Source organism: Aquamicrobium sp. YD-1-mutant5, from assembly GCF_059509755.1.
Genome location: NZ_JCAKKP010000001.1, coordinates 79,115 through 92,653, shown reverse-complemented (window position 1 = coordinate 92,653; position 13,539 = coordinate 79,115). Strand labels below are relative to the sequence as shown.

Sequence of the window (13,539 nt, the reverse complement as noted above, 5' to 3'; positions counted from 1 at the left end):
CTCATGCATTTGTGCCAGCATGCACTATCCTGATCTTTAATTTTTGCACAGCCGCTCCGCTTGAGGTTGGGTTGCGCGACCTCTTCATTGGTCTAGAGTGTCACGCATTCTTAGCCAAGCATTGCCGGCGAGCAAAATGACGGCCCGCCGATAGACCGGAGGACGCGATGGACGGCGCTGTTTCGAGCCATGAAAACCAGTTCGAGCTGACCGAGGACCAGCGGGCCATTCAGGAGATGGCGCGCGCTTTCGCGGAGGATCGTGTCGCGCCTCACGCGCTGGAATGGGACAGGGAAAAGCGCTTCCCCACCGACGTCATTCGCGAAACCGGCCCGCTCGGGCTCGGTGGTATCTATGTGCGCGACGATGTGGGCGGTTCCGCCCTTTCGCGCCTGGATGCTGTGCTGGTTTTTGAAGCGCTTTCGCAGGCCTGCCCGGCCTTTTCCTCCTTCATCTCCATCCACAACATGGCTGCGTCGATGATCGACCGCTATGGCAGCGAGGAACAGCGCCAGCGCTTCGTGCCGAAGTTGACCTCGATGGAATGGCTGGCAAGCTATTGCCTGACCGAGCCGGGCTCGGGTTCCGATGCGGCGGCCCTGCGCACCAAAGCGGTGCGCGACGGCGACCATTATGTGCTGAACGGCGTCAAGCAGTTCATTTCCGGTGCCGGCGACAGCGAGATCTATGTCGTGATGGCGCGCACCGGTGAGGACGGCCCGAAAGGCATCTCGACCTTCGTGGTCGAAAAGGACACGCCCGGCCTCTCCTTCGGCGCCAATGAGCACAAGATGGGCTGGCACATGCAGTCCACCCGGCAGGTCGTGTTCGAGGATTGCCGGGTGCCGGCCGCCAACATGCTGGCGCAGGAGGGCAAGGGCTTCTCCATCGCCATGTCCGGACTTGATGGCGGTCGCCTCAACATCGGCGCCTGCTCGCTGGGCGGCGCGCAGTCCGCGCTCGACAAGGCTCTGGCCTATGCAGGCGAGCGCAAGGCCTTCGGCAAGAGCATCGATCAGTTCCAGGCCCTGCAATTCCGCCTCGCCGATATGGAAACCGAGCTCCAGGCAGCGCGCATCTTCCTCTACACGGCCGCCGCCAAGATGGATGCGAAAGCCCATGACACGTCCAAATGGTCGGCCATGGCCAAGCGCTTCGTCACCGACACCGGCTTCAGGGTGGCCAACGATGCGCTTCAGCTTCTGGGCGGCTACGGCTATCTGCACGATTACGGCATCGAGAAGCTGGTGCGTGATCTGCGCGTGCACCAGATCCTTGAAGGCACCAACGAGATCATGCGCCTGATCGTCGCCCGCCACATGATCGGCAGATAACGCAAACAAGGTTGCGGACCGGGCCGTTCCACGGCCCTGCTCCCTGCAGCTCTTCTTTACCCGTTTCGGAGGAAAACAGATGACCACGATCGCCTTTATCGGCCTTGGCAATATGGGCAACCCCATGGCCTCCAACCTCGTCAAGGCAGGCCACACGGTGGTGGGCTTCGACCTGTCGGCCGAAAATCTTGCCACGGCTCGCGAAAACGGCGTGACTATCGCGCAGGACGCGGTTTCGGCCGTCAGCGATGCCGATGTCGTCGTCACCATGCTGCCGGCCGGCAAGCATGTGGTAGCCGTCTATGAAGAGATCGCCCCGGCTGCGAAGCCCGGCACGCTGTTCATCGATTCCTCCACCATCGACGTGGAGTCGGCGCGTAAGGCCCACGCAGTCGCCGCCGAGCACGGCCACGTCAGCGTCGATGCGCCCGTTTCGGGCGGCACGGGCGGCGCTGCCGCCGGCACGCTGACCTTCATGTGCGGCGGCGCGGAAGACGCCTTCACCCGCGCCGAGCCCATCCTGCAACCGATGGCGGGGCGTATCGTGCATTGCGGCGGCGATGGCGCCGGTCAGGCCGCCAAGATCTGCAACAACATGATCCTCGGCATATCCATGATCGGCGTCGCCGAAGCCTTCGTGCTGGGCGAGAAGCTTGGCCTGTCGCATCAGGCGCTGTTCGACGTAGCCTCGACCTCGTCCGGCCAGTGCTGGTCGCTCACCACCTATTGCCCGGTGCCGGGTCCGGTGCCGACTTCGCCCGCCAACAACAGTTACAAGCCGGGCTTCGCTGCCGCATTGATGCTGAAAGATCTGAAGCTGGCGCAGGAAGCCGCGCAGGGCGCTGGCGCCGCAACTCCGCTCGGCGCCGAGGCCGCACAGCTCTATGGCCTGTTCAATGCACAGGGCGGCGGAGGAACGGATTTTTCCGGCATTGTCGAGTTCCTGCGCGGCAAAACCGGCTGAAACCAAACCTTGGGGGACGTCGCTTTTTCGTCCCCCAGTTGCATGATCACAATCGGAATGCACGCTCTGCGTTCAAGCCTAAGCCATGAAAAATATTGCAAATTTAGGTTTGATTAAGCTCTTGCTAACCTCACGGTAACGATGTCGCGGTAAAACCATATCCGAAGGCGGGCGACCGCCCCACGCTTCGGATCAGGTCATGCGTACCGAAGCGGAAAGTTCAGAGAAGCGTTTCAGGTTTCGCAGCGTGTGAGTAGCGAAACATCCAGCGTATCCGGCAAAGCCGCGCTCCCCACAGAGCGCGGTTTTTTGCTTCTTACGGATCACGCGGCAGGAAAACCGCCGCAAAACAGCGGCGGTTTCTCAAGGCTGGAAAATCAGGCGAACAGATCCCTGTGCGCCAGATCGAGCGCCTTGCCGATCCGCTCGCAGGCAAGGTCGATGGTCTCGCGGGTCCAGATCAGCGGCGGCGACAGGATCATGGTGTCGCCGGTGGCGCGCAGCATCAGCCCGTTGGCGATGGCGTGGTCGCGAACCACGACCGCGGCGCGGCCCTCGCCCTCGAACCTCTCCTTCGTCGCCTTGTCCCTGACGATCTCGATCGCGCCCATCAGCCCGAACGAACGCACCTCGCCCACCAGCGGATGATCGGCGATACGCTCGCGCAACGCCTGCGCGAAATAGGGTCCGGTGTCGTTCTTCACGCGCTCGACCAGCCCTTCCTTCTCAATGATGTCGAGATTGGCGAGCGCCACGGCGCAGGCCACCGGATGACCGGAATAGGTATAGCCATGATAGAACTCGCCGCCCTTCTCCGTCAGCGTCGCGGCGATACGGTCGCCCACCAGCAGCGCCGAAAGCGGCTGGTAGCCCGATGTCAGCGCCTTGGCCGTGGTGATCGTATCCGGGGTGATGCCGAAGGATTGCGCGGCGAACCATTCGCCGGTGCGCCCGTAACCGGTGATGACCTCGTCCAGCATCAAAAGCACATCGTATTTGCGGCAGATGCGCTCGATTTCCGGCCAGTAGCTCATCGGCGGGATCTTGACCCCGCCCGCCCCCATGATCGGCTCGCCGATGAAGGCCGCGACATTTTCCGGCCCGGCCTCAAGGATGGCGTCCTCGACGGCTTTTGCAGCGCGCAGGCCGAATTCGTGGTCGCTCTCGCCCGGCAGCGCCAGTTCATAGGCATAGGGCATCATCACATGGACGATGTTCGGCACCGCGCCGCCTAGCTGCTGGTGCATCGGCTCCATGCCGCCGAGCGAGGTGCCCGCCACTGTGGAGCCGTGATAGGCATTCTTGCGCGAAATGATGCGGTTCTTCTCCGGCTTGCCTTCCAGCGCCCAGAAATGACGCACGAGCCGCAGCGCCGTATCGTTGGCTTCCGAACCCGAAGAGCCGAAGAAAACCTGATTGACGCTTGGCGGCGCAAGCTCGGCCAGCCGCTTTGCCAGCAGAACCGGCGTCGGCGTCGAGCATTTGAAGAAGGAATTGTAGTAGGGCAATTCCTTCATCTGGTCGTACGCCGCGCGGGCCAGTTCCTCGCGGCCATAGCCGACATTGACGCACCAGAGCCCGGCCATGGCGTCGAGAATTTCATTGCCTTCGGAATCGAAGATATACGGCCCTTCTGCCCGCGTGATGATGCGGGAACCGGCCTCGCGCAATTCCTTGTGGTCGGTGAAGGGGTGAAGGTGGTGCGCGGCGTCGATCTGCTGAAGCTGCTTCAGCGAATAATTCTGATAGGTCATGATGTTACCCTTGTTTCCTGAATCTATCGGCAACTGTTCCGGGAGACGGCTTCAGGAAGCGTTGGGTGGCGAATAGCCAATGCGCGCGCACAGGCGCAGAAGCTCGGCATGACGGGTGCGCGGTGACGGCGTCACCGCGACAAACCATCTCGCAGACTGGGACACAGCCAAATTCATGCACTGAACATAGCACAATTCCGGTCCCAGACCAGATCAGGCATGGCAGCCCGCTTTAGTCGCCGAACTCCGCATAGCTGGAGAACACGGACGCATCGCTGGCCTGGCCTGCACTGCGGGACATGAGCATCAGGGCCTCACTGCTCCGCGGATCGGAGATGCGTTCCAGCATCTGGCCGAAACGCTCATTGGTGAGCGCGGACAACGCCGTCTGGCGTGCGGCCTGCACGGCGCTGCCCATCTGTTCGGAGCTGCTGCGCACATTCGCGACGGCTTCGCGACCCGCGTAAGTTCCCGGTCCTGTGTTTCCATCGATGCGCATAAGAAAGCCCCTGCCTCTGAAACAAAGGCATACACCGGAAGGAATTTCGATGGCATGTTCCGAAAAGATTGCATTTTAACGATCCCGGCGAAGCCGGCTGATAACAAGCCGGCTTCCTCGGGGAATGGCTAACGATCAGTTGCCGGCCGAAAGCGCCTCAGCCAGCCGTATCAGAGAAAGAAACTCCGACCGGTAACCGAATGGGTCATCGCCACGCGCCGCTACCGCCATCTGTGAAATTCTGTCGTAGCCGAAGCCGTCGAGTTCACCTTCGTCACGCATTTTCTGGCCGAATGCCGCAACGGCGACCGAAAATCGCTGATCCTCGCTTGCCGAATCGAAGGACGCGATCTCATCTGCCGCCGTCACCGGACGCGTGATCAGCTTTGACACATCCTGATCCGGCAGCTTGTAGCGGATCTTCACGAATGCATATTCGTCCGCATTGGCGACACCGCCATTGTCCGTCGAAGCTTCGCCATAACGCAGGTCATCGATCCGCTGCGCCGCGCCCTTCGGCGTGATCTCGTAGATTGCGGTGACCGAATGGCCAGAACCGATGTCGCCCGCATCGACGCGGTCATTGTTGAAGTCCTCGCGGGCGAGCGCGCGCGTCTCATAGCCGATAAGCCGGTATTCGGAGACTTTCTGCGGATTGAACTCGACCTGTATCTTCACATCCTTGGCGATCGGAAACAGCGTCGAGGCGGATTCCTGCACCAGCACCTTCTCGGCTTCCGCCAGCGTATCGATGTAAGCAGCGGTGCCGTTGCCGTTCTGGGCGACCGTCTGCATCATGCTGTCGTTGAGGTTGCCGCGCCCAAAGCCCAGAACCGAAAGGAATATTCCGGCCTTGCGCTCGCCTTCGACGAGACGTTTCAGCTCGTGGTCGTCGCTCTGGCCGACGTTGAAATCACCGTCGGTGGCCAGCATGACCCGGTTCACGCCGCCCTCCACGAAGGATTGCTTCGCCAACCGGTAGGCCTCACGGATACCCGCCTCTCCGGCCGTCGAGCCGCCCGCCTGCAAGGTATCGATGGCCGCAAGGATTTTCGCCTTGTCCGATGCTTTGGTGGGTTCGAGCACCGTTCCGGCCTCACCCGCATAGGTGACGATGGACACGGTATCGTCCGCCTCCAGCCGGTTGACCAGCATGCGGAAGGCGGATTGCAGCAGCGGCAGCTTGTCGGGCTCGTTCATGGAACCGGATACGTCGATCAGGAACACGAGGTTCGCCTTCGGCTTTTCGGCCGGCTGCACGTCATACCCCTTGATGGCGACATGCATCAGCCGGTGCGCACTGTTCCACGGCGCCGGCATGAGCGAAACATCTGCATTGAACGGTGTTTCGGCAGAATCCGGCCCTTTCCAGTCATAGGGGAAGTAATTGACCATCTCCTCGACCCGTACCGTATCGGCCTGCGGCAGCACGCCTTCCTTCAGCGAACGGCGCACATAGGCATAGGAAGCCGTATCGACATCGACGGAGAAGGTGGAAACGGGCTGCTCTGCGACAGAGCGCACCGGATTGCTGTCGAAATTGCCGATCCGGTCGCGATTCGGCTCAGGCGATACCAGAGGTTCCGGCATGGGAGGCACCACCGGCGCACGCTGCATGGTGGTGCGGTGATTGAGCTGCGCCACCGCGCTACGCTCGGCCAGAGCCTTGGCGGGTGCGCCCGACGGCGCGGCCAGCAGCCGCTCGGACGTCGTTGCGGAAGGCGCCGGCTGAGGCTGCGGTTCAGCGTCCCCCGCCTCGGTCTGTTCTGCGGCGCGCTCCAGCACCGCCGTTGTCTCAGCATGGGGCGCGCTGGCGACCTCATCACTCGCATCCGCAACGGGCTGCGGCTGCTGCCTGCCTGTGGCGAATGGCTGTTCCTGCAACAGGTGAAGCGCCGTAAAGCCGGCGATGGGCAGGGCAACGAGGCCGGCAAGGGCCGGCACGGCAATCAGTTTTTTCTGCATCACGTCTCTCCAGAGCTTGCGTGCTCGGTCCATGAGACGTTGCTTCCCGGCCGATCCTTGGGGCGCGGCTGAAATTTCTTCTTCCGCGTCGAATGCCTGCATGGCCGCATGCAGTGCGCGCACCCGCGCCTCCGGACTTGCCCGGGGGGCTGCGGCAGCGCCAAGCTTTCCAAGTTCGTTGTCATCCACCATGGTCACACTTCCCCGGCCTGGCGCATCAGCACCTTAAGCCGCTTCTTCGCTTCATGGATGTGCCACGACACGGTTGCTTCCGAAATCGCCATCGCATCGGCGGCGGCGGCATGGGTCAGCCCCTCGCCATAGACCAGAAGCACCGCCTCGCGCTGCTTGTCGGGCAGGCGCCGCACACATTGCCACAGATCCTCGGCCCGTTCGTCCGCATCGTCGGCAGCCTGAACCAGCGTCAGGACCTCGCTGCCATAGGCCTGCGTCTTCACCGTCTCGCGGGCGCTCTTGCGCGCCATGTCGCGCGCCGCGTTCAGCGTCATCGCGTAGAGCCATGTACTGAAGGCGCCTTCGCCGCGCCAGCCGCGGATCGCGCGCGCCAGGCGTACGCACACTTCCTGCGCGATATCCTCAGCGTCGGTGCGGTTGCCACTCCAGCGCCAGGCGACACGATGGACGAAATCATAGTGCCTTTCGACCAAAGCGCCGAAAGCCGACCTGTCCCCATCCCTCGCCCTGCCGATCAGTTCGGCATCGGAGGCGTCGCCGTCATCGAGCATCATAGCCATCATCGTGCCTTGGACGACGCGATTCGGCCATTCCTTGGGTGGAAATCAAAAAAAAGCACGCTGAAATCGAAAAAACTTCCGAAGTCAGGATTTTGAGCTTCCCGGTTCCACGGTGCGGACATCCACATGCAGCTTCCTGCCCGCACCGGCTCCGGCCAGCCCGGCACCCAGCCCAATGGCGACAACGAGCAGCGCTGCCGCGTCGAAGCTGCCGGTCCAGCCTCGGATCAGTCCGAAAAGCAGGGGCCCGACCGCCGCCAGAACATAGCCGACACCCTGCGCCATGCCCGACAGATGCGCTGCGACATGCGAATCCGCGGCGCGCAGCACGATGACCATCATCGCCGCCGCTATCAGTCCGCCCTGCCCTATGCCCTGCATGGCGGCCCAGAACAGAACCGACCATGTGGGGGCGAACATCATGCCGAGCAGGCCCACGGTGGCGCAGAAAACCAGTGCCACGTTCACGCCGCGCTGATCCCTGCAGCGCACGGCAAGCGAAGGAATACCCAGGCAGGTCACGACCTGCACCATCACCGACAGCGAGACGATGCCGCCTGCGACGGTCGGCTCGAAGCCACGCTCGCGCAGCATCGGCGCCAGCCAGCCGAACACGCAATAGGCAAGCGCGGACTGAAGGCCGGTAAACAGCGTGACCTGCCACGCCAGACGATCACGCCAGAGGCCCTCGACGCGGAACCCCTTGTGCGCGGACTGAGATTTCAAACGCAGCGCCTGTGGGACAAAGATAAGCAGGACAACGAATGCAGGAACCGCCCATGCGGCAAGCGCTGACTGCCACGAGCCAAGAACATGTTCCAGAGGGAGCGTGAGCCCTGCCGCGGCGGCCGAACCGCCGCAAAGCGCCATCGTATAAAGGCCGGTCATGATGGCCGCATGTTCAGGAAAGTCACGCTTGACCACGCCGGGCAGCAACACGTTTGAAACCGCGATCGCAGCACCGGCGGCAAACGTGCCGAAGAACAGAAGCCAGACCGTATCCACGCCGCGCAGGGCTGTGCCAAGGGCAAGCAGCAACAGCGCGCCGGCCAGCGTCTTCTCCGCGCCATAGCGCTGAGCAAGGCCAGGCGCGAAAGGCGCGAACACGCCAAGGCACAGAACCGGCAGTGTCGTCAGCAGGCTGGCGCCGACGGTCGAAAGCCCCGTATCGCGGATGACCTCCGGCAGCACAACCGAAAGCGAGGGGAAGATAGGGCGCAGGTTGAACGCGATCAGCACGAGGCTCACCGCAAAAAGAAGGCGCGCGGCCGTGCTCCCGAACTTCGGAGGCGCAGGCGGCGGGAGGCTGTCGACTTCGGCGTCTATCAGTTGCTGATCGAGGGCTCCGGTGGCGTCCTGCGAGGAGGACGCGTCGAAATAAGGTGTCTGCGCAGTCATTGAGAGAGAAGCCGATCGATCTGGAGGAGAACAGGCGCCATGAAAACGCGTACGGAAGCAGCAGCCCGGTCAGGGTCGCCGGATGCAATGGCTTCGACGATCTCGGCATGAGCGCGATCGTCGGGCTCGGGCAGGTGACCGCTCAGAGTGGACTGGATCACGTCGGTTATGGCAGCGGTGAAGAAATCGTAGATCTCGACCATTGCCTGGTTGCCCGATGCCTCGACAACGGCCCGATGGAAAGCCAGATCACGCTTCACGAAGGCCTCCCGCCCCACGGCGGCAACATTGCTGCGCTCTGCAAGCAGCCTGCGCAGCCGTGCAATATCATCAGGCGTATGGCGCAACGCGGCCAGCCGGGCGGCTTCCACATCCAGAAGAGCGCGAGCCTCCCACTGGTCGCGCAGGCAGGTCTGGCGCACCCGGTCCAGCGTGGCGGCAGGATCGGAGGTGGCAAGCACATACGTGCCGGAACCCTGCCGCGTTTCAAGCAACCCCTGCGATACAAGCACACGCACAGCTTCACGCACGGTACCGCGGCTGACGCCCAGCATCTCCATCAGCATCGCCTCGTTCGGAATACGCTCGCCCACGGCCCAGTGACCGCCGCTGATCTGGCTGCGCAAACTCTCTGCCGCACTGTCTGCAAGATTGGTTCTGGCTACCTGTTTCATATCAATCATCAAATCATCTGATGACTTTTAATAGACACACCGCCACCTGCTGTCAACCACCAGAACAAGCCGGATTTTATGAACTCCATGCCCCGGCGAGCGAGCCGAAACCTTACCCAAAACGGATTTTCTTGAATTTCAATGAGTTAATCATCCATCCTGAATCAAATCGGCAACACGCCGAACATGTCCCTGAGGGCAATGATAACCTGCACAACGGGCCGCGGCCTGCCCGCCTGAATGTCGTGCGCACCACACATCAGGCACGGCCCAGCAAAAAGGCCGCTCCTTGCGGCGCGGCCCTTCTGGTCAGGAATATCCGATATCGGTCAGTTATTGACCGTGTCTTCGACGGCATTGGCCGTCGACTTCACATCCTTGCCAACACCCCTGACTGTGTTGGCGCAGGCGGCAAGTGCCAGGGCGCAGATGATGACGGTTACAGGCGCAAGACGTGACATGAACAGTGTCTCCCTCTTCGATAGTTTCGCCTGTGAGCAACGGGAAGCTGTGGCAGTTGTTCCATCGCAACTGTCAAAAACGTGTCGTCTTCAGAATTTCCCTGTGCGATGCAGCACATCGAAAGTGGCCCTGATATGATCCGCCACCGCCTTTACAGGCGCACTTGCCTCCGGCGCCACCACCATGGCGAGGATGTAGTTGCCGATCTCCGGCATGCCGTCCGCAGGGCCGAGTTCCACCATGTCATCGCCGAGAAACGACTTCGGCAGCGGCGCCACCGCCAGATCCGCCATGATGGCGGCGCGCTGGCCAGCCGTGTGCGCGCTCATATAGGCAACCCGATAGTCGCGGCCTTCCCGCCCGAGCGCCTCAAGCGCTCCGGCACGCCATGCGCAGCCCTCCTCCCAGATCGATACAGGCAACGGTTCGCGCATATAGGCGCAGCCGCCTTTTGCTCCTGCCCACACGATCGGTTCGCTCAGCAAGGTTTCGGCTCCGTGCGAAGGCTTGCCATAGGAGTTGGTGAGCAGCGTGATGTCGAGCGCCCGGTCATCCATGCGGCGCCGTAAATTCACGCTCTGATCGATGGTGACGTCCACGGCGATGGAAGGATGCGACTGCGCGAAACGCTTGAGCACATGCGGCAGGACGCGCTCGCCATAGTCGTCGGGCGAGCCGAGGCGCACAACGCCGACGATATCCGGCACGATGAACTTCGATACCGCCTCGCGGTTGATGGCCAGCATGCGCCGCGCATAGCCGAGCAGCATCTCACCATCCGTGGTCAGCTTCACCGAGCGCGCATCACGCGAGAACACGGAGCGGCCGAGAATGTCCTCAAGCTTCTTGATCTGCATGGAAACCGCGGACGGCGTTCGGTAGACGGAACTGGCTGCAGTCGTAAAACTTCCCGTTTCGGCGATGGCGACGAAGGTGCGCAGCACATCGAGATCGAGCAGCGGCAAGGGGTGATTGAGCGGAGCGTTCATCGGCTTCTCATTCAGTAATTTTGAACAAAACCTTCATTTCATTTCGTTTGATTGAACATCAACGTCGCGCGATAGTCAACCTCATCGAAGCGAGGCACGGATACCCCGCCTGAAGCATGTCGCCCGAAAGTGGGAACCGGTTTCGGGACAGCGACACGCCTGAAACAGGGACTCAAAGCGTAAGGAGCGAATTTGAAAGATCGCGACACGCTTTAAGAACATCCGCCCGGCTGGAATGAAAGGAGACAAATATGCCCCTGCTGCCGCTTATCTTCAACGCGATCGACACCATCAGCAAGGCGCGCGCACGCCATCAGACGGAACGCATCATGCGTTCCCTGCCGCTGGAGATACAGAAAGACATCGGCTGGCCCAACACCAGCGAGCCACCCTGCACGTCAGTTCAGATCGCCGCCCACAATAGCCTCGGCTTGCGGGCCGGCCAGTGCTGAACCCCTTTTCCGGCACCGGATACAGGCTTTGCTGCGTTGCTGCGCATAAACCCGGCTCGACCTGACCGCCGAGCCGGCAAAATATCTTTTTACCGACACCCTACCCGATTGACAGGAAATGATTTTCCTGATGACGCTATGCCATAAGCGACGTTCCGCACGCGCCTTGGCACCGGGAGGGTACCTTGAACGCCGTACAGCAGCCGATCAAACGGTCATTCGTCTTTTTCCTGGTACCTGACTTCACCATGATCGCCTTTGCGACGGCGCTGGATCCCCTGCGCTCGGCCAATCGCATGCTCGGCTACGAGGCCTATAGCTGGCGCCTCGCCAGCGTCGATGGCAGACCCGTGCGTGCATCAAACGGCGTCGAGTGCGCCGTCATCACCTCGCTGGAGGACGAGCGCCGCAAGATGTCGGGTCCGGAGCGGCCATCCATGGTAGTCGTCTGCAGCGGGCTTGAGGTGGAAAAATACACCAACAAGTCGGTCTTCGCCTGGCTTCGCGAGGAATACAATCGCGGCGTCGCCATCGGCGGGCTGTGCACCGGCGCGCATATTCTGGCCGCAGCGGGCCTGCTCTCGAATAAGCGCTGCGCCATCCACTGGGAAAACCTGCCGGGCTTTTCCGAAACGTTCCCGAAGGTGAATGTGTTCGCCGATCTCTTCGAGGTCGACCAGAATATCTACACCTGCGCCGGAGGCACCGCGGCTCTGGATATGATCCTGAAGCTGATCGGCGAAGATTTTGACGAGCATCTGGTCAATCGCGTCTGCGAGCAGGTGCTGACCGACCGCGTGCGCAGCCCCACCGACAGGCAGAGGCTGCCATTGCGGGCACGCCTCGGGGTACAGAACTCCAAAGTGCTGACCATCATCGAACTGATGGAGGCCAATCTTTCCGAGCCGCTGTCACTGATCGAGATCGCCGACAATGTCGATCTGTCGCGCCGTCAGATCGAGCGCCTGTTCCGCTCGGAAATGGGCCGCTCGCCCGCGCGCTATTATCTGGAAATCCGTCTCGACCGGGCAAGGCATCTGCTGATCCAGTCGACCATGCCTGTGGTGGAAGTGGCGATTGCCTGCGGCTTCGTTTCGGCATCGCATTTTTCCAAATGCTACCGCGAACTCTACGCGCGCTCGCCCCAGCAGGAGCGCATGGACCGCAAGCAACTGCTGGCGGCTTGAACGGCATCCGCAGTGCCTGAACCCGCTACTGAGCGTCCATCATCCAGTAGCGGTTGCGCCACATCTTCTCGCCCGCAAGGCAATCGCTGGCCGACATCGCCTGCGCCAGAATAACGGGAGGATGCATCTGATCGGCGGGAAGCGGAACAACCGCGAGTTCAAGAACCAGCTTTCGCCGCACGGCTTCCGGAAACTGTGTCCAGTCATTGACCGGGATCATGAAGGCGCCCGGCCCGCCAATCACGCAGTCCGCATAGTAGCGGTCCAGATTGGCAACATCATAGCCTGAATCAAAGCCGCCATTGGTCATCAGCGGCAGGCCGTTGATCGTAATTCCCTGCCTGACCAGACGATCGCGCACTTCAGTTACCGGAGCGCCCTGATTGTTCGGGCCATCTCCGGAAATGTCGATGACCCGCTTCATGCCCTCAAAGCCGCTTTCGGCGAACAGATCGCCGCCAAACTCCAGGGCAGCGGATATCGAGGTTCGCCGCGCACTGTTTGGCGGATTGCGAGAAAGCTGCGCGGCAACCCGCTCGGCATCCTCCCTGCCCGCGATCAATGTCCACGGCACCACGACATGCTGTGTGGTGGTGCCGGCCCATTCGACATAGGACACGGCAATGCGCCCATGCGCGCCGTCCGCAATGGCCCGCAAAACGCTGTCGTGTGTAAGTGCTGCCGCATAGCCGTGCCGCTGTATTTCCAGTTCGGCGGGTGACATCGACAGGGACACGTCCACAGCCAGCACGAGTTCGATGTCGACCGGCTCGGCTTTTGCTGCCGCGCCGGAGAAAATCCCCGCCGTGACCAGCGCTGCGCCGGCGGCGAGAACATGTCCTGCATTGTTCAACAAGGCTGACATGGCAAGGAAGCTACGCCGAATTCCCCTGATGTGAAAGCCGCACACCGGCCATCCCACGCAACGCGCTTTCACATTTTTGGGAGCAGAACACTCATCCCACACTCCTGTGGAATTCATCTTCCGTTGCGATACCCCCCTTTCATTTTCCGGGATAGGTTATATAGGATATTTATTGACTAAAAATCTCATGTTTTTCGGATCGATTTTTTCGATCCGATGCCATTTTCGCGAATGAAGGGGA

Annotated in this window: 13 protein-coding genes; 4 read left to right on the top strand and 9 right to left on the bottom strand. The window is 61.5% G+C overall.

Translation table 11 applies throughout. From position 1 onward, the window contains the following. The first annotated feature begins 167 nt into the window (after window positions 1–167). Window positions 168–1,334, top strand: a complete 1,167-nt coding sequence (locus AC5XE7_RS00420; protein ID WP_495364580.1) for an isobutyryl-CoA dehydrogenase — start codon at window positions 168–170, stop codon at window positions 1,332–1,334. 79 nt (window positions 1,335–1,413) lie between these two features. Then, window positions 1,414–2,298, top strand: a complete 885-nt coding sequence (gene mmsB / locus AC5XE7_RS00415; RefSeq protein WP_495364581.1) for a 3-hydroxyisobutyrate dehydrogenase — start codon at window positions 1,414–1,416, stop codon at window positions 2,296–2,298. A 377-nt stretch (window positions 2,299–2,675) separates the two neighbouring features. Here the strand turns inward: mmsB and AC5XE7_RS00410 are convergent, their stop codons facing one another. The 8 genes from AC5XE7_RS00410 to AC5XE7_RS00375 form a co-directional block, all read right to left on the bottom strand. Further along, window positions 2,676–4,052 carry an aspartate aminotransferase family protein gene (locus AC5XE7_RS00410; protein WP_495364582.1) on the bottom strand — a complete coding sequence of 459 codons (1,377 nt, stop codon included), beginning with the start codon at window positions 4,050–4,052 and terminating at the stop codon, window positions 2,676–2,678. Between the two features lie 232 nt (window positions 4,053–4,284). After that, window positions 4,285–4,551: a hypothetical protein gene (locus AC5XE7_RS00405; RefSeq protein ID WP_495364583.1), complete on the bottom strand. Its 267-nt coding sequence runs from the start codon at window positions 4,549–4,551 to the stop codon at window positions 4,285–4,287. 135 nt (window positions 4,552–4,686) lie between these two features. Further along, on the bottom strand, window positions 4,687–6,708 hold the full coding sequence (locus AC5XE7_RS00400; protein ID WP_495364585.1) for a vWA domain-containing protein: 2,022 nt from the start codon (window positions 6,706–6,708) through the stop codon (window positions 4,687–4,689). A 2-nt stretch (window positions 6,709–6,710) separates the two neighbouring features. Then, on the bottom strand, window positions 6,711–7,271 hold the full coding sequence (locus AC5XE7_RS00395) for an RNA polymerase sigma factor (protein WP_495364666.1): 561 nt from the start codon (window positions 7,269–7,271) through the stop codon (window positions 6,711–6,713). An 84-nt stretch (window positions 7,272–7,355) separates the two neighbouring features. Continuing rightward, window positions 7,356–8,669, bottom strand: a complete 1,314-nt coding sequence (locus AC5XE7_RS00390) for a CynX/NimT family MFS transporter (RefSeq protein ID WP_495364586.1) — start codon at window positions 8,667–8,669, stop codon at window positions 7,356–7,358. After that, entirely contained in the window at window positions 8,666–9,343 is a 678-nt protein-coding gene (locus AC5XE7_RS00385; protein WP_495364667.1) for a FadR/GntR family transcriptional regulator, read from the bottom strand. Before AC5XE7_RS00385 ends, AC5XE7_RS00390 begins: the two co-directional genes overlap by 4 nt. Window positions 9,344–9,672: 329 nt before the next feature. Continuing rightward, window positions 9,673–9,804: an EncA/B family entericidin gene (locus tag AC5XE7_RS00380; RefSeq protein ID WP_239799010.1), complete on the bottom strand. Its 132-nt coding sequence runs from the start codon at window positions 9,802–9,804 to the stop codon at window positions 9,673–9,675. A gap of 90 nt (window positions 9,805–9,894) precedes the next feature. After that, on the bottom strand, window positions 9,895–10,794 hold the full coding sequence (locus AC5XE7_RS00375) for a LysR substrate-binding domain-containing protein (protein WP_495364587.1): 900 nt from the start codon (window positions 10,792–10,794) through the stop codon (window positions 9,895–9,897). A 251-nt stretch (window positions 10,795–11,045) separates the two neighbouring features. On the opposite strand from AC5XE7_RS00375, the gene AC5XE7_RS00370 reads away from it, so the two are divergent. After that, window positions 11,046–11,246, top strand: a complete 201-nt coding sequence (locus AC5XE7_RS00370; RefSeq protein WP_495364588.1) for a hypothetical protein — start codon at window positions 11,046–11,048, stop codon at window positions 11,244–11,246. 248 nt (window positions 11,247–11,494) lie between these two features. Continuing rightward, window positions 11,495–12,433, top strand: a complete 939-nt coding sequence (locus tag AC5XE7_RS00365) for a GlxA family transcriptional regulator (RefSeq protein ID WP_495364668.1) — start codon at window positions 11,495–11,497, stop codon at window positions 12,431–12,433. A 25-nt stretch (window positions 12,434–12,458) separates the two neighbouring features. Here AC5XE7_RS00365 and AC5XE7_RS00360 read toward each other — a convergent pair whose 3' ends face one another. Next, on the bottom strand, window positions 12,459–13,298 hold the full coding sequence (locus AC5XE7_RS00360; protein ID WP_495364589.1) for a DUF1194 domain-containing protein: 840 nt from the start codon (window positions 13,296–13,298) through the stop codon (window positions 12,459–12,461). Window positions 13,299–13,539: the final 241 nt, after the last annotated feature.